Source organism: Paenibacillus spongiae, assembly GCF_024734895.1.
GTDB classification, from domain to species: Bacteria; Bacillota; Bacilli; order Paenibacillales; family Paenibacillaceae; genus Paenibacillus_Z; species Paenibacillus_Z spongiae.
On sequence record NZ_CP091430.1, the window covers coordinates 2,477,396 to 2,492,934 of the forward strand.

The following is a 15,539-nucleotide window of genomic DNA, read 5'->3' on the forward strand; positions in this document are numbered from 1 at the left end:
CCTTATATATGAATGCAAAGGAAGTGAAGCGGGTGGAAGGAACAGAGTCAATCCGCCAGGCGCTGGCCGTTATAGCCGACGCGGCATCTCGAACAGATGCGGTATGGCTTGTCGGCGGCAGCGCAGGCTTGATGCTGCGCGGGCTGAAGCTGGATGTGCCACCCCGCGATCTGGATTTATATGCCGATAGCCGCGATGCCGCGCTGCTTCATGAAGCGCTGCGGGCGTATGCGATAGATGAGCCCAAGGTAAGCATTAGTACGTTATACCGTTCGGAACTCAGTCATTACCTGATTCACGGCGTACAGGTCGAATTGGTTGGCGGCTTTGTCGTAACAGCCGCCGCAGGCAAATATGTTGTTGAAGTAAGAGAAGAGCTTCAGGAGCTGCAGCTTACGCTTGCTTGCATGGAACGGAGAATCGGCATCGTTCCGCTCGCGCATGAATTGTGGTTCAATGTACTGCGACAGCGCAATGACCGGATCAAGCTGATCGCGGATGCGGTGCGAGCCGAGCCGGAAGCTCATATGAGCGCATTCCGGCAGATCGAAGCGCGTAATGCATTCACGACGGATATGGTCAAGCTTGTGCATGCTTGGATAGGCCAATCAGGAACGGAGGAGCTGCAGTGAATGTTGACATCACGTTTCTTCCATCCGGCCGCAAGGTTGCGGTACGCGCAGGAACGACTGTGCTCGATGCTTCAAGGAAAGCAGGCGTCGCGATTCGTACGCGATGCGGCGGCAAGGCCGCTTGTCTCATGTGCAAGATCACGACGAACGGAGCAGGACTGTCTCCGCTCAGCGAAATCGAACGACGCAAGATAGCCGGGCTCGACAAGCAGGGAATGCGGCTTGCCTGCCAGACGAAGATTACAGGCCGTGCGACGGTCGAGGTTCCCGAGGACCCGCTTAAGGCTGCCGTCCGGAAGCAATTGATGCGGCAGGCCGAAGAAGATGAATTGTGGTAAATAGGAGGACGTAAGAATGTTTCGAATGAAAAGCGCGGTATCTGCGCTTCTGATCGCCATCATGTCAATCGCGCTTTCCGGATGCTTGTATCCGGACGATCAGCTGGAACAGAACCAGAGACCGGCCAAGGATGCGATTCTGAACGTACAGACCGTTATCGATCAATATCAGAAGGATACCGGACTGCTGCCGATCCAGAACAGCAAGCCCGATACCCCGCTGTATGAAAAATATTTGGTGGACTTCGATAAGCTGCAGCGGATGAAATATATAAGCGACATTCCGACCACGGCCTATGAGAAGGGCGGCAGCTACTATTATTTGATCATAGACGAAGAGAAGGATCCTACGATCAAGCTTATGAATCTCGTTATCTATCAACGGATAAACGACGTTCAGATCGCTCTCAAAAACTATGCGGACAAGAACGGCGGCAAGCTGCCGGTGGGAGAGTCCGTCTATCCGGGCTTCAAGCGCATCGATTACAAGAAGCTGGGCACGAGCGAGCCCGACATCCGCAGCGTATTCTCCGGTCAGACGCTCGGAACGATGATGGATGCGGAAGGCAAGGTATATGTGGATTACGGTATCGATATTACCCAAGCGTTAACGAAGCTGGAAGGCGCAAAGCCAGGCCCTGAGCAGGACCTGCGGGAATTGCTTGTCGAGAGCTCCGATTTCGTGCCGGTCAAGTCGGCTGCCTATTATCTTGTCGACGGCGAGCCTCAAGCAGTCATAAACGAATAACGCGGTTTCTTATGTTCCCCCCGTACGCGGACCGTGCGGGGGTATTTTGTTGTGCTCTTATATTTTTGGCATAGGAGAGCCGTTTCTCTCATATATCTCAATCTTGGAAGGGGCGGAGCCTTAAGGAACGGGGAAGAAACGAAAGATTTCAGGAACAGTCGTCATATTTGGGACATTCGCGCAATAAGCTATTACTAGTCCAAATTCATGTACGAGTTGCGTCGCCGCCCTGCTTAAAGAGCGGCGGTTAGGCGGCGGACCCTGACGACTACACAGCAGGAGGCAACGCGGCAGTAACGGTACGTCCATGTACTGGCGAAATTCGATTGGGAGGGGATATCAGTGGAGAAAGTGGACATTTTCAAGGACATTGCCGAACGAACCGGCGGGGATATTTACCTCGGCGTTGTCGGTGCGGTCCGCACAGGCAAATCAACCTTCATCAAACGGTTCATGGAGACGGTTGTTCTGCCGAACATTACGAATGATGCCGATCGTGTGAGAGCGATTGACGAACTGCCGCAAAGCGCGGCAGGCAAAACAATCATGACGACGGAGCCGAAATTCGTACCGAACCAGGCTGTGCAGCTGAGGGTCGCCGAAGGCCTCGACGTGAACATCCGGCTCGTGGATTGCGTTGGGTACGCAGTGGAAGGAGCCAAAGGCTATGAGGACGAGAACGGCCCGCGGATGATTACGACACCTTGGTTCGAGGAGCCGATTCCGTTCCAGGAAGCAGCCGAGATCGGCACGCGTAAAGTCATTCAAGAGCATTCTACGCTGGGGGTCGTCGTCACGACGGATGGCACGATTGCCGAAATCCCCCGCAGCTCTTATGTAGAAGCCGAAGAGCGCGTCGTGAATGAGCTGAAGGAAGTCGGCAAGCCATTCGTTCTCATCGTGAATTCCACGAGACCGCGGAGCGACGAAGCGCTCCAGCTTCGCAACGAGCTGCAGGCGAAATACGATATACCGGTAATGACGATGAGCGTCGCCAGCATGGGTGAAGAAGACGTAATGTCCGTTCTTCGCGAAGTGCTCTACGAGTTTCCTGTTCACGAAGTGAACGTCAATCTTCCGAGCTGGGTCATGGTGCTGAACGACCAGCATTGGCTGCGCAGCAATTATGAGCACTCGGTTCGGGATACAGTCAAAGATATTCGCCGTTTGCGTGACGTCGACCGGGTCGTCAGCCAGTTTATGGAGTATGACTTTATTGCCCGGGCCGGACTCAGCGGCATGAATATGGGGCAAGGCGTCGCGGAGATCGACCTCTATGCCCCGGACGAACTATACGACCAGATTCTGATGGAAGTCGTGGGCGTCGAAATTCGAGGCAAGGATCATCTGCTCCAGCTCATGCAGGAGTTCTCGCATGCGAAACGGGAGTACGACCGGTTCCAGGAAGCGCTGGAGATGGTCAAAACGACAGGCTACGGCATCGCGGCCCCTACGCTTGCGGAGATGGAGCTCGATGAGCCGGAATTGATCCGTCAAGGCTCGCGCTTCGGCGTCAGGCTGAAAGCGACGGCTCCTTCGATTCATATGATCCGTGTCGATGTCGAATCGGAATTCGCGCCGATCATCGGAACGGAGAAGCAGAGCGAGGAGCTCGTCCGGTATCTGATGCAGGACTTCGAGAACGATCCGATCAAGGTGTGGGATTCCGATATGTTCGGCCGCTCCCTCCATTCCATCGTAAGAGAAGGCATCCAGGGGAAAATCGCGATGATGCCGGACAACGCGCGCTACAAGCTGCAGGAGACGCTTGGACGCATTATTAACGAAGGATCGGGCGGCTTGATTGCGATCATATTATAAGTTTATGACAAGGGGTGCGCCGAGGGGCGTGCCCTCTTTTCGATTGTTTGGGACAGGGATCGACAAATCTTTCTCCGATCCTGGCATACGACATGAAACCGGGATAATACGATAAGGCATTTATGATTGCTATATTTACAGGCAGCATAAACTTTTCCCTGGTCCTGACCGATATTCTATTTTAGGCGATATTTTGAACGGCTAGCATCGTGAGGATATCGATTTACACATCGGTTCGGTTGATTGCCATTGGAATCCTTCAACACGTACGCTGCTTGATCAACCAGCTTAAGGACGAGGGCCGTTTGAACTGCTGCCGATACTCCATTTATTCTTCTTGTATCCAGAAGCTGCTACTTTCATCCATTTGCACCGTAAAAAGACGTGAAAATCTAGGTCTGACGCGGTAAAAACGGCTCTCCCTCTTGAAATTCTAATATGTCTGTATTACTATAAGTTTGTTCATGGTTCAGCAGGAATGGATTTCACATCGTACCATTTTCTGAATCATTGCCCCGGTGAGTATCGCAATCATCAGGCAACGAATCGCTTCTTCCGGGACTTGAAGGTATATTTTTGTACGTTTCGGTTAAACAGAATGATAATGAAGCGCTGTAAGGGGAGGTGAATGAAAATGAACAAAACGGAACTAATTGCGAAAGTGGCTGAATTGACCGACCTTTCCAAGAAGGACGCTTCGAAAGCGGTTGACGCTGTATTCGATGCGATCTCCGACGCACTGCAAGGCGGGGACAAAGTTCAACTCGTCGGCTTCGGAAACTTCGAGGTGAAAAGCCGCGAAGCCCGTAAAGGACGCAATCCGCAAACAGGTCAGGAAATCGACATTCCAGCGAGCAAGATCCCTTCGTTCAAAGCGGGTAAGTCGCTGAAAGATCTGGTATCCCAATAATTGTCTGCGCCGCTGGCGCCGCTAACGTCCGAATGCCTATGCATTCGGACGTTTTTTTACCCGAGACTATTGACATCGGGATGCAAATCCAGTAGACTCATCCTTGCAGTTCTCGGGAATCCAGCGTAAACGTACGCCGGTCTATATCCCGGTTCTTGTCGGGTGTTAGCTCAGCTTGGTAGAGCGCTACCTTGGGGTGGTAGAGGTCGCCAGTTCAAATCCGGTACACCCGACCATGCATACAATAAGCCATAACTGCCGTCCGGATGATTTGTTCGGGAGGCAGTTTTTTTAAAATGTAACGTGATGAGAGGAGATGTGTTCATGAGTGCTTCGGAAAGCGACTACATCGTGATTAAGGCCAAGGCGCAAGGCGTTCAAGTCATCGGCTTGACACGCGGTACGGATACGAAGTTTCATCATACGGAGAAGCTGGATAAGAATGAGGTATTGATCGTTCAATTTACGGATCATACGTCGGCTATCAAAATTCGCGGCAATGCAACCGTAACTACGAAACATGGAGTCATTGAAACCGAGACCTAGATGCCGTTGATAGCAGCCGCATAACACGTTTCCTGTTCCGTTCGTCCAAGCAGGCATAGCCTGCTTTTTTTCTTTGTACAATAAGAGTGTAGGACATTCGATGTACGGAGGCGTTCAGGTTATGCGAATAGGAAAGAGGTTCCTGGCGGCGGCGATGGTCGCAGCGGCTGCAGCCGTACTGCTGACGCTAGTGCCGTTCGCCGAACAGCGGAAGGATAAGGACCGCAGCGAGGTGGCCGTCTTTCATGCGGCGCCGATTACGCGGCTCAGCTCCGGCAATTTGGTCGATTCGATGATCGGACTCCAATTACAGCTGCCGATCCGGAAGGTCGATTGGAAGCAGGGGGTTCTATCCCTTGATTTGTCGGTGAATGGCAATGCGGAGGATTCGCAGGACTGGATGGCGGATTTGGAGCGGCTGCTGTACCTGGCATTCGTCCAGACGGACAATGTCAACCGGGTGCTGGTCCGATATATTGCCGAGGGAGACCCGACAAGTGAACCGGGGAAGCTGCTGCTTCAGGCGGCCGTCGATGTGCGCCGAACCGATCCATGGATCGGGACGGAGTTGTCCGAATTGGATAAAGCGCAGCCTTACACCGATTACATATGGAGACAGCGGCTGCGCATGTCATTCGTCCAGGACAATGGAATGTGACCAGGCACGCGGTCAGGACGGCTTTCGTTCCCTAATTCTGCTGGAATTGAGCCGTCCCCGGCTTGTAGCGCAATGAAATACAACATGCTATAATAATTTAGATTATAGAACAGCAAGACTTTCGCTGCTCTGCCCGGAGGCTTGACGGATGAAACCGAACAAAATATACGAAATGGCAAAAAAATATGTAGAATACGACATGATCCAAAAGCATACCGAGCTCCCGGCCTTTCCCGATTCGCGGATTCGGCTGCTTTTCGCTTTTTTGGCCAATCAGCGCACGCCTCTGCTGCACAGCGAACTGTATTCTCTTGTTGTATCCCTGGTTCAGCTCGGTATGGATACCCACGATCGGATCGACTCCGATTCGGGACGCGTGAACGAACGCGAGATGCGCTCCCGTCAGTTGAAGGTGCTAGCCGGCGACTACTTCAGCAGCCGGTTTTTTCAGCTTCTGGCGCAAGCCGGGCAGATCGATATGATTCGTCTCATCAGCGATCGTGTATGCGAGGTGAACCGGCTGAAGATCAATTTGTATATGCGCATGAAACAGCTGAAGTTAAGCGCGGATGAATATTTGAATCAAAGCGCCATGGTGAAGACAGAGGTTTTCCACGCCTTCACCGGCATTCTGGACGACAAGTTCGTAAAGCCGTGGTCGGAGGCGCTTTTCAGCGTAGGCCGCTGTGAAGCGGTTCTGGAGGAGCTGGCCAAGAGCGACAAGCCCGAGATGTTTACAGGGAGCTGGGGCTACTGGCATGTGCTGTGCGAAGGAACGGAAGAAGAGAAGCGGAAACTTGCGGAGAAGAATAGCGAACCGACTTTTATTCAATTGTTAGTAACGAAATACGATATCAGAAGCCAATTAGCCGAGAAGCTGAAGCATTCCGTTACAAGCATTCAAGCGGCGGCGGCGCGTCTGGATTCCGATAAGCTCGTCCGTGAGCTTGCGCAAATCGGAGAAACATTCATGCGTCCGCTTATGCCGACAGCACCGGCGCTAGGCGAAAGAAGGTGAACGAACAGATGCAATCGAATTCGAAGGAACAGCATGTCCACTCCGTATTTCAAAGCATTGCGCCGAAGTATGATTTCATGAATGATCTGATGAGCTTTCGCAGGCATAAAGCATGGCGCAAGTTTACGATGCGCAAGATGGGCCTTAAACAAGGCGACTCCTCCCTTGATCTTTGCTGCGGCACCTGCGACTGGACGATAGCGCTTGCGCGCGCCAGCGTGAACGGGCCGACCGTCGGCCTCGACTTTAGCCGCAATATGCTTGATGTGGGACAGCTGAAGGTTGAACGTGAAGGATTGGAAGGCCAAATCTCTCTGATCCACGGCAATGCCATGGAGCTTCCGTTCGAGGATAACCGCTTTGATTATGCAACGATCGGATTCGGTCTTCGCAACGTACCGGATCTGGTTCAGGTGCTTAAAGAGATGAAACGGGTTGTCAAGCCCGGCGGGCAGATCGTCTGTCTGGAATTGTCCAAGCCGCTTCATCAGCCGTTCAAGTCCATATACTACTTTTATTTTGAACGTATCTTGCCGCTGATCGGCAAATTGGTCGCCAAGCGCTATGAGCAGTACAAGTGGCTTCCGGAATCATTGAAGACATTCCCGGATCTTAATGAGCTTGCGGAGATTTACCGCAAGATCGGTCTCCGGAACGTACAGGCTTATCCGCTTACCGGCGGTATTGCAGGCCTGCACATCGGAACGAAGGGGACGGACGGAGCATGATTCGCAAACTGCGTATTTTTCTGGAAATGATCAAGTTTGAGCATACGATCTTCGCCCTGCCGTTCGCCTTTATGGGAGCGCTGCTGGGAGCCGTCGTCATGGAGAACCGGCTGCCGGAATGGGGAGAGATCGGATGGATTCTGCTGGCGATGATTGGCGCGAGAAGCGCTGCTATGGGTCTCAACCGAGTCATTGACAGCGCGATCGACAAACGGAACCCGCGGACGGCGATGAGGGCGATTCCGGCCGGACTTCTGCGCGTAAGCGAGGTTCTTCTATTCAGCGCGGTATCATTCGTATTATTGTTCTTGGCATCATCTCGCCTGGAGCCCATCTGCATACAGTTAATGCCGATCGCGGTCTTCATGCTGGTGCTGTATTCGTATACAAAGCGCTTTACCTGGCTCTGCCATATCGTGCTGGGGCTGACGATCGGCCTTGCGCCTCTTGGCGCGTGGGTAGCCGTTACCGGTTCATTCGATACCGCGGCTTGGATCCTCTATATCGCCGTCGTGTTCTGGCTGGCCGGCTTCGATATTATCTATGCTTGTCAGGATTTCGACTTTGACCGGAAGGACGGCGTTCATTCCATTCCGGCTCGTTTCGGGCTTCGGAACGCGCTCAGAATGGCCCGCGGATTTCACATCATTACCGCGGCGGGCTTCTTCCTCCTGTTCGCCATGACGCCGCTCAGCTGGGGCTATCTGGCAGGTACGGTCATTGCGGCAGGAATACTGTTCTACGAGCACTGGCTGGTCAAGCCAAGCGATATCAGCCGGGTCCAGACAGCCTTCTTCACGATGAACGGCTGGCTCAGCACGGTATTGTTCGCCTTCACGCTGCTTGACTTGGTGGTGCTTCGTACATGGTAACGCGGACGGAGTCCCGTTGGGCAGTAGGCATAACGGGTGCCAGCGGCGCAATCTATGGCATCCGTCTCATCGAGATGCTTATCAGCTCCGGGATCAAAGTTCATCTTGTTATTACGGATGCCGGCTGGCGCGTATTGAAGGAGGAGCTGGGCTGGGTAGCGGCCAAGCGGCAAGCGGCGCTTGAAGCCAGATTCGGGGATGCCATGGCATCCGGCTCGCTTATATATCATCCGAATGGAGATATAGGCGCTTCGATTGCGAGCGGATCCTACCGCGCGGAAGGCATGATCATCATGCCCTGCTCGATGGGTACGCTCGCATCGATTGCGCACGGGAGCTCCGATAATTTGATGACCCGGGCTGCGGATGTTATGCTGAAGGAAGGCCGCAAGCTTATGCTTGTGCCGCGGGAAACGCCTCTGCATGCCATTCACCTGGAGAATATGCTGAAGCTTGCCAGGCTGGGCGTCAAGCTCATTCCGGCTATGCCGGCATTCTATTATGGTCCGCAGTCGATGGAGGATATGATTGACTTTCTCGTCGGCAAGGTGCTGGATCAAATACCAATAGATCACGATTTGTACAGAAGATGGGGAGATGAGCAGCATGGGGCTAAGTCGCCCGATCACCATCGGACGGATTGATTATGCGAATGTATGGCCAATTTTTCATTATGCGGAGGACAAGCTGCCGCAGGAACGCTTTGTTGTTGTTAAACGGGTGCCGTCAGAACTGAATAAGGCGTTTCGCGAAGGAAAGCTGGATATTACGTCGATGTCTTCCTTCGCATATGCACAGAACGCGGATGATTACTTGCTGCTGCCGGACTTGTCCGTGAGCGCCAAAGGCAGAGTCAATTCCATTCTATTGTTCACGCGTGAGCCGCTCGAGCGCGTATTGCAAGGGCGGATCGCGTTGACGGCAACCTCGGCCACGTCGGTCAATCTGCTGAAAATTATTATGTCTTTGTATTACAAAGCCAATCCATCCTATATCACCATGGAGCCAACGCTTGACAAGATGCTGGAGCAGGCTGACGCTGCGTTACTAATCGGTGATACGGCGATAAAAGAATCATGGCGCAGCGAAGGGATGACTGTTATCGATCTCGGCGAGCTGTGGAAAACCTGGACAGGTTTCGGCATGACCTTTGCGCTGGTTGCCGTGCGCAAAGAAACGGCGGCAGCCGATCCGGAAGCCGTTGCTCAAGTGCTGCGGGCATTAACGGGCAGCAAGCGGAGAAGCTTAAGCGATCTCGCTCCGCTTATGAGTAAAGCTTGCGAGCAGCTTGGAGGCTCCCTCTCGTATTGGAACCGCTACTTTCACGAGCTCCACTACGATTTTGGTCCGAGCGAGCAGAACGGCTTAGCATTATACTTCGATTATGCGAAGCAGCTCGGACTGTTGGACACGACGGTCCGGATGCAGGTTGTCGAAGACCAAACTGCCATGCAGGTGAACGAATGAAACTACTTGACTTATATGCCAAAATGAAAGGCGATCTCGATGTTATCGAGCGTGAGCTAGCGCGTACCGTCACATCCGACCATGCGCTGCTTACCGAGACATCGACGCATCTGCTGAAAGCGGGTGGGAAACGAATCCGCCCGGTCTTCGTGCTGCTTGCGGGCAAGTTCGGGAACTACGAGCTGGAGGTTCTGAAGAAAGTGGCGGTCCCTCTGGAGCTGATCCATATGGCGTCGCTCGTCCATGACGACGTCATCGACAATGCGGATACTCGCCGGGGACAATTGACCGTGAAGTCCAAGTGGGACAACCGGATTGCCATGTACACGGGCGATTATATTTATGGCAAGGCGCTGTCCGTCGTTACCGATCTGGGCAATCCGCTGATCCATCAGATTCTGGCCAAAGCGATGGTACAAATGTGTATCGGCGAGATGGAGCAGATCCGCGATTTCTTCAACACCGAGCAGTCGATCCGCGAATATATGCTTCGCATCCGCCGCAAGACCGCGCTGCTGATCGCCATCAGCTGTCAGCTGGGGGCCGTCGCCTCCGGCGCCGAATGGACCGTTGCGAACCGGCTGTACCGGTTCGGTTACAATGTCGGGATGGCGTTCCAGATTCGCGATGATCTTCTGGACTTGCTCGGGACGGAGAAGCAAATCGGCAAACCGCCGGGTTCCGATATTAGACAAGGGAATATTACACTTCCGGTGCTGCTCGCACTGCGCGAGAATACGATTCGCGGACCTCTTCTAGAGGAGATCAAACGGATTCGCGAAGCGGACGGCGAAGGGGATACGAAGCCGGCCTTGAAGCTTATTCGCAAGAGCGAAGGCATTCAATTCGCGGAGGCGCTGGCGGACCGCTATATTACCAAAGCGATCTCGGCGCTGGATGGCTTGTCGCATATCCCGGCGAAGAAGAATTTAACGGACATCGCACATTTCGTAGCAAAGCGCAATTACTAGTCACTAGTGACACAGGGAGGTTTTTAATCGTGGAAAGAACGTTTCTAATGATAAAGCCTGACGGCGTACAGCGCGGACTGATCGGTGAGATCGTTTCGCGGTTTGAGCGTAAAGGATTGCAGCTCGTTGCAGCGAAGTTTATGATGGTTACCCCTGAAATTGCCGAGCGTCATTACGCGGAGCATGTCGGCAAGCCGTTCTATCCGCCGCTTGTCGATTTCATAACGGCTTCTCCCGTATTTGCGATGGTGTGGCAGGGCGACAATGTCATCGCTCTGTCGCGTGCGCTTATCGGGAAGACAGATGCGCTTGATGCTGCGCCGGGTACGATCCGTTCCGATTTTGCGGTACATACCAGATTCAATCTTATCCATGGTTCCGATTCGGAAGAAAGCGCCGCCCGCGAAATCGGCATCTTCTTCAAGCCCGAAGAGCTCGTGGATTACAAGCAAACGATACAGCGCTGGATTTAACTGCTTTTAAGCTTAGCTCTATCGCTGGCAAGAGCAATGGACATCATGGGTCGGCGGAGGGATTATCTCGTGGAAGACGTGGATTTCGGACAATTTATTAGGAACATCAAAGCGAAAACCGATATCGATCTGTCGCAGTACAAAGAAGCTCAGATGAAACGGAGGCTCACAACGCTCCGAATGAAGTATGGCTTTACTTCATTCGCTGCCTATTGGGATGCGATGCAGCGCGATTCGAAGCTGTTTAACGAGTTTCTGGACCGCATGACAATCAACGTATCGGAATTTTGGAGGAATCCAAACCGGTGGGAGACGCTGGAGCGTAAATTTTTGCCCGACATGATCAAACGTTCAGGTCGCTTGAAGATCTGGAGCGCTGCCTGCTCGACCGGCGAAGAGCCTTACACGCTGGCCATGATCGCCGCACGTCTGGGCATACTGGATACGACGACAATATTGGCGACGGACCTGGATAACCTGGTGCTGGAGAAAGCGAGGCAAGCTCAATACCACGAACGTTCGGTCCGCGATGTGCCGGCTGCCTATTTGGGCCAATATTTAATCCGGAAGAATCCTGATCTCTATGAGGTCGACGCCCGGCTAAAGAAAATAATAACCTTCAAGCAGCAAAATTTATTGAAGGATACGTTCGATACGCAATTCGATTTAATCGTATGCCGCAATGTTATGATCTATTTTACCGAAGAAGCGAAGCAGATGCTCTATCACAAATTTGCCAAGGCGCTGAAGCCAGGCGGATTGCTCTTCGTCGGCAGCACCGAGCAGATTTTCAGCCCTTCCCAATATGAACTGGAGTCCGTGGAAACCTTCTTCTACCGGCGCAGCATCTAGAGCGCAGCGTATACGGATTTCCAACTTCTCCGATACTAAGCATATTATGATGTATCTGGAGGGTGCTTATGGACAAGCGGCAAGTGATCGCGGCATATCGCCGGGGCTTTATTACCGTGCAGGAATGCGCGCAAATATTGGGTCTTGATATCGGACAACTATCCAGTCTGCTGAATGATCCATGTATGGATGCCGATTCGCAGGCGAAGCTCGGCAAGCAGTCGGTCAATGGATAGTTGGGGCAATTTACAAGCTGTCGAACGTGCGGAAATCTGGCACCAAGACAGCTTTTTTCTATCCTTCGCCTGCACGGAGCACGGATGTAGGCAAGGGTGGGAAAGCTTGCAATTCCTTGTCAAACCGGCAAGGCTATACTATAATGAGCAAAGATGTTTGGGTATATTTATACGTAATTATACATAGTGGACGGATAAGGCAAGGAACGGATGGAAGGCTTGGAAACGACCGCGCGAGCGGGTGGTGCCGCCCCATTGCGGGACTGGCACTGCCGTTAACGCTTGGGAGGAGCTTTAGCGTGAGTTTACGTTATTTGACAGCGGGAGAGACCCATGGACCGCAGCTGACAGCTATAATAGAAGGATTGCCGAGCAATCTGAAGCTGGACTTTGAAGAGCTGAATTTTCAATTGCACCGCCGGCAGAAGGGTCATGGACGGGGCAAGCGCATGCAGATCGAGAAGGATACGGCGGCGATCGTAGGCGGCGTTCGGCATGGCAAGACGACGGGCGCGCCGGTCGCGCTTGTAGTAGCCAACAACGATTGGAAGCATTGGACGACGGTGATGAACATCGAGCCCATCGAGGGCAGCGACGAAGAGAAGCGCCGCGTTCATCGTCCCCGCCCCGGCCATGCCGATTTGAACGGCGGATTGAAATATAATTTAAAGGACCTGCGGAATGTACTGGAGCGTTCCAGCGCCCGCGAGACGGCAGCCCGTGTGGCCGTCGGCGCCGTAGCGCGCCAATTTCTGGCCGAGTTCGGAATTAAGGTTGCCGGACAAGTCATTCGAATCGGCGAGATCGAAGCACCGCCGAACGATCTCCCGGTTGATGAGCTGATTCGCTTGACGGAAGAGTCGGCTGTTCGGGTCGTCGATAAAGAAACGGAAGAGAAAATGACGGCCTATATCGACCAAATCAAAGCCGATGGCGATTCGATCGGCGGGATTGTTGAGTGCATTATCGAAGGCGTGCCTGTCGGACTGGGAAGCCACGTTCAGTGGGACCGCAAGCTTGACGGCCGGATCGCGCAAGCGGTCGTATCGATTAACGCATTCAAGGGCTGCGAGATCGGAATCGGTTTCGAAGCCGGACTGCTGCGCGGCTCGCAGGTACACGACGAAATTATGTATTCGAAGGAGCGCGGCTATTACCGGGCAAGCAACCGTCTTGGCGGCTTCGAGGGCGGAATGACCAACGGCGAGCAAATCGTCGTGCGAGGCGTCATGAAGCCGATCCCTACGTTGTACAAACCGCTGCAGAGCGTCGATATCGACACGAAGGAGCCGTTCACGGCGCAGGTCGAGCGATCCGATGCTTGTGCGGTGCCGGCGGCAAGCGTCGTCATGGAGCATGTCGTGACATGGGAAGTGGCGAAGGCGTTTCTTGAGAAATTCGGCGGGGACTCAATGGAAGAAATCCGTGCCAACTACGACAACTATTTGAAACAGATGGAGCAGTACTAATGGGAGAGCATCGGACGTTAACTGTACAGCTGGGGGAACGCTCGTATCCGATCTATATCGGCGAGGGCCTTATTGATCAAGCAGGTCAACGATTCATCGAGCACGGAATCAGCAGCAAGTCTCCGATCATGATCGTGACGGATGAACATGTAGCCGTGCAGCAGCACTTGGTCCGCCTGGAATCCGTTCTGAAACAAGCGGGCTTCACGGTTAGTTCGGCTGTAGTGCCTGCAGGCGAGACCTCGAAATCGCTTGCTGTCTTCGAAGAGCTTGTTACGAAGGCGCTGCAAGCGGGTCTGGACCGGAAATCGACGATCGTCGCGCTTGGGGGCGGCGTAGTCGGCGATTTGGCCGGTTTCGTCGCAGCTTCCTACATGCGCGGCATTAGATTCGTCCAAGTTCCGACGACGATTCTTGCGCACGACAGCAGTGTCGGAGGCAAGGTGGCGGTGAATCACCCGCTCGCCAAAAACATCATCGGCGCCTTTCATCAGCCGGAGATGGTTCTGTACGATCTGAGCACGCTGCAGACGCTGCCTCAGCGCCAAGTAAGAGCAGGATTATCTGAGGTCGTAAAGCATGGCCTCATCTGGGATGCAGAATTCGTCGCTTGGTGCGACGAGAATGCGGACAGGCTGCAGGCCCTCGATTCGGATGCGCTTGGTTACGCCCTCTTTAAGGGATGCAGCGTGAAAGCAGCGGTCGTATCGAAGGATGAACGCGAGAACGATCTGCGTGCGATCCTGAATCTCGGCCATACGATCGGCCACGCACTCGAAGCCGTAGCTGGTTATAACCAGCTGCTGCACGGTGAAGCGATATCGATCGGCATGGTTGGCGCCGCCCGGTTGGCAGTCAAGCTAGGGGCGCCCGAGCAGGTATATACGGTGACCAAGCATGTCTTGTCCAGAGTCGGATTGCCGGTCCGTTTACCGGAAGAGCTGGATACGGATTTGATTATGGATGCCATGAAGCATGACAAGAAATTCCAAGAAGGTTCGATGACCTTCATCGTGCCCGTCGCGATCGGTGAAGTCGAAATCAATCATACCGTCTCCGCATCACTAGTACGCGAAATTGTGGAAGAATTAAAACAGGAGGCATAGAAGCCCATGAGTGTTCGAGGTATACGCGGTGCCATTACGGTGGATGTCAACGAAGAACAACCCATCCTGGAGGCAACGGCTGAACTGCTCCATGATATCGTCAAGGCAAACGCCATTCTGCCGGAAGATATTTGCAGCGTGCTCGTTACCGTAACGGGCGATCTGGATGCAACGTTCCCGGCGCGCGCAATCCGCTCGATGGAAGGCTGGGAGCTCGTTCCGTTAATGTGCGCATTGGAAGTTCCCGTTAAAGGAAGCCTTGAGAAATGCATACGTCTGATGGTACTGGTAAATACGGACAAATCGCAAAAGGATATCGAGCATATCTATCTGGGCCACGCTCAGAAGCTGCGGCCGGATTTGGCTAAAGCCTAGAATTGCGCTTTATCGGAGGACTTATCCATATTTTGTATTCCATGAGAAGAACGGTTGACGGATTCGACCGTGCTAGTGTATAGTGTTCACATACTTAAAGAACCGTTAGTAGAGATGAGCCGAGTTAGCAGCGTTTGTGACTTGAGATGAGATGAGACTAGTTTAGTATAGCCGAGCGTAAGCCAAGTGAAGATGGAAACCGGGTGCAGGCACCCGCCGATTGTTATGCCCTTACGGCAAATCTCGGCGGATTTGAGCTTGCTGCTGATTCCGATCTTTCTGTCGGCACTCTTCTTTATCTTATTGACATGAACACTCC

19 protein-coding genes and 1 tRNA gene are annotated in these 15,539 nt (G+C 53.2%); all 20 read left to right on the forward strand.

All coding sequences use genetic code 11. The features are described from left to right. Window positions 1–8: 8 nt before the first annotated feature. Window positions 9–632 carry a hypothetical protein gene (locus L1F29_RS11445; protein WP_258388436.1) on the forward strand — a complete coding sequence of 208 codons (624 nt, stop codon included), beginning with the start codon at window positions 9–11 and terminating at the stop codon, window positions 630–632. After that, window positions 629–970 carry a 2Fe-2S iron-sulfur cluster-binding protein gene (locus L1F29_RS11450; RefSeq protein WP_258388437.1) on the forward strand — a complete coding sequence of 114 codons (342 nt, stop codon included), beginning with the start codon at window positions 629–631 and terminating at the stop codon, window positions 968–970. Before L1F29_RS11445 ends, L1F29_RS11450 begins: the two co-directional genes overlap by 4 nt. A gap of 16 nt (window positions 971–986) precedes the next feature. Continuing rightward, complete coding sequence (locus tag L1F29_RS11455) at window positions 987–1,718, forward strand: YphF family lipoprotein (protein ID WP_258388438.1); 732 nt, start codon at window positions 987–989, stop codon at window positions 1,716–1,718. A gap of 342 nt (window positions 1,719–2,060) precedes the next feature. After that, window positions 2,061–3,539: a stage IV sporulation protein A gene (gene spoIVA / locus L1F29_RS11460; RefSeq protein WP_258388439.1), complete on the forward strand. Its 1,479-nt coding sequence runs from the start codon at window positions 2,061–2,063 to the stop codon at window positions 3,537–3,539. 634 nt (window positions 3,540–4,173) lie between these two features. Beyond that, window positions 4,174–4,449 (forward strand): non-specific DNA-binding protein Hbs, encoded by a 276-nt coding sequence (gene hbs / locus L1F29_RS11465; RefSeq protein WP_204816302.1) that lies wholly within the window; start codon window positions 4,174–4,176, stop codon window positions 4,447–4,449. Window positions 4,450–4,608: 159 nt separating this feature from the next. Next, window positions 4,609–4,685 (forward strand) — tRNA-Pro (locus tag L1F29_RS11470). 88 nt (window positions 4,686–4,773) lie between these two features. Further along, window positions 4,774–4,995: a trp RNA-binding attenuation protein MtrB gene (gene mtrB, locus L1F29_RS11475; protein WP_258388440.1), complete on the forward strand. Its 222-nt coding sequence runs from the start codon at window positions 4,774–4,776 to the stop codon at window positions 4,993–4,995. Window positions 4,996–5,116: 121 nt separating this feature from the next. Continuing rightward, the gene (locus tag L1F29_RS11480; RefSeq protein ID WP_258388441.1) at window positions 5,117–5,653 is read left to right on the forward strand and encodes a hypothetical protein; all 537 of its coding nucleotides are present in this window, start codon (window positions 5,117–5,119) and stop codon (window positions 5,651–5,653) included. 148 nt (window positions 5,654–5,801) lie between these two features. Next, window positions 5,802–6,671: a heptaprenyl diphosphate synthase component 1 gene (locus L1F29_RS11485; RefSeq protein WP_258388442.1), complete on the forward strand. Its 870-nt coding sequence runs from the start codon at window positions 5,802–5,804 to the stop codon at window positions 6,669–6,671. Window positions 6,672–6,679: 8 nt separating this feature from the next. Beyond that, window positions 6,680–7,399, forward strand: a complete 720-nt coding sequence (locus tag L1F29_RS11490) for a demethylmenaquinone methyltransferase (protein ID WP_258388443.1) — start codon at window positions 6,680–6,682, stop codon at window positions 7,397–7,399. Then, a complete protein-coding gene (locus tag L1F29_RS11495) occupies window positions 7,396–8,271 on the forward strand; it encodes a UbiA-like polyprenyltransferase (RefSeq protein ID WP_258388444.1) in 876 nt (291 codons plus the stop codon). The genes L1F29_RS11490 and L1F29_RS11495 overlap by 4 nt, the downstream gene beginning before the upstream one ends. Then, the gene (locus L1F29_RS11500; protein WP_258388445.1) at window positions 8,265–8,915 is read left to right on the forward strand and encodes a UbiX family flavin prenyltransferase; all 651 of its coding nucleotides are present in this window, start codon (window positions 8,265–8,267) and stop codon (window positions 8,913–8,915) included. The genes L1F29_RS11495 and L1F29_RS11500 overlap by 7 nt, the downstream gene beginning before the upstream one ends. Next, on the forward strand, window positions 8,878–9,738 hold the full coding sequence (locus L1F29_RS11505) for a menaquinone biosynthesis protein (protein ID WP_258388446.1): 861 nt from the start codon (window positions 8,878–8,880) through the stop codon (window positions 9,736–9,738). Before L1F29_RS11500 ends, L1F29_RS11505 begins: the two co-directional genes overlap by 38 nt. After that, on the forward strand, window positions 9,735–10,709 hold the full coding sequence (locus L1F29_RS11510) for a polyprenyl synthetase family protein (protein WP_258388447.1): 975 nt from the start codon (window positions 9,735–9,737) through the stop codon (window positions 10,707–10,709). Before L1F29_RS11505 ends, L1F29_RS11510 begins: the two co-directional genes overlap by 4 nt. A gap of 29 nt (window positions 10,710–10,738) precedes the next feature. Next, window positions 10,739–11,182 (forward strand): nucleoside-diphosphate kinase, encoded by a 444-nt coding sequence (ndk, locus tag L1F29_RS11515; protein ID WP_258388448.1) that lies wholly within the window; start codon window positions 10,739–10,741, stop codon window positions 11,180–11,182. Between the two features lie 69 nt (window positions 11,183–11,251). Next, window positions 11,252–12,034, forward strand: a complete 783-nt coding sequence (locus tag L1F29_RS11520; protein WP_258388449.1) for a CheR family methyltransferase — start codon at window positions 11,252–11,254, stop codon at window positions 12,032–12,034. Between the two features lie 68 nt (window positions 12,035–12,102). Next, entirely contained in the window at window positions 12,103–12,270 is a 168-nt protein-coding gene (locus tag L1F29_RS11525; protein WP_258388450.1) for a hypothetical protein, read from the forward strand. A gap of 299 nt (window positions 12,271–12,569) precedes the next feature. Further along, window positions 12,570–13,739: a chorismate synthase gene (gene aroC, locus L1F29_RS11530; protein WP_258388451.1), complete on the forward strand. Its 1,170-nt coding sequence runs from the start codon at window positions 12,570–12,572 to the stop codon at window positions 13,737–13,739. Further along, window positions 13,739–14,845, forward strand: coding sequence for a 3-dehydroquinate synthase (gene aroB, locus L1F29_RS11535; protein ID WP_258388452.1), 1,107 nt, complete (start codon window positions 13,739–13,741; stop codon window positions 14,843–14,845). Before aroC ends, aroB begins: the two co-directional genes overlap by 1 nt. A 6-nt stretch (window positions 14,846–14,851) precedes the next feature. Beyond that, window positions 14,852–15,220 (forward strand): chorismate mutase, encoded by a 369-nt coding sequence (gene aroH / locus L1F29_RS11540; protein WP_258388453.1) that lies wholly within the window; start codon window positions 14,852–14,854, stop codon window positions 15,218–15,220. The last annotated feature ends 319 nt before the right edge of the window (window positions 15,221–15,539 follow it).

Coding starts and splice junctions, on each gene's coding strand:
- L1F29_RS11445 (WP_258388436.1), top strand. CDS start 9: ATGAATGCAAAGGAAGTGAAGCGGGTGGAAGGAACAGAGTCAATCCGC.
- L1F29_RS11455 (WP_258388438.1), top strand. CDS start 987: ATGTTTCGAATGAAAAGCGCGGTATCTGCGCTTCTGATCGCCATCATG.
- hbs (WP_204816302.1), top strand. CDS start 4,174: ATGAACAAAACGGAACTAATTGCGAAAGTGGCTGAATTGACCGACCTT.
- mtrB (WP_258388440.1), top strand. CDS start 4,774: ATGAGTGCTTCGGAAAGCGACTACATCGTGATTAAGGCCAAGGCGCAA.
- L1F29_RS11480 (WP_258388441.1), top strand. CDS start 5,117: ATGCGAATAGGAAAGAGGTTCCTGGCGGCGGCGATGGTCGCAGCGGCT.
- L1F29_RS11485 (WP_258388442.1), top strand. CDS start 5,802: ATGAAACCGAACAAAATATACGAAATGGCAAAAAAATATGTAGAATAC.
- L1F29_RS11490 (WP_258388443.1), top strand. CDS start 6,680: ATGCAATCGAATTCGAAGGAACAGCATGTCCACTCCGTATTTCAAAGC.
- L1F29_RS11495 (WP_258388444.1), top strand. CDS start 7,396: ATGATTCGCAAACTGCGTATTTTTCTGGAAATGATCAAGTTTGAGCAT.
- L1F29_RS11500 (WP_258388445.1), top strand. CDS start 8,265: ATGGTAACGCGGACGGAGTCCCGTTGGGCAGTAGGCATAACGGGTGCC.
- L1F29_RS11505 (WP_258388446.1), top strand. CDS start 8,878: ATGGGGCTAAGTCGCCCGATCACCATCGGACGGATTGATTATGCGAAT.
- L1F29_RS11510 (WP_258388447.1), top strand. CDS start 9,735: ATGAAACTACTTGACTTATATGCCAAAATGAAAGGCGATCTCGATGTT.
- L1F29_RS11525 (WP_258388450.1), top strand. CDS start 12,103: ATGGACAAGCGGCAAGTGATCGCGGCATATCGCCGGGGCTTTATTACC.
- aroB (WP_258388452.1), top strand. CDS start 13,739: ATGGGAGAGCATCGGACGTTAACTGTACAGCTGGGGGAACGCTCGTAT.
- aroH (WP_258388453.1), top strand. CDS start 14,852: ATGAGTGTTCGAGGTATACGCGGTGCCATTACGGTGGATGTCAACGAA.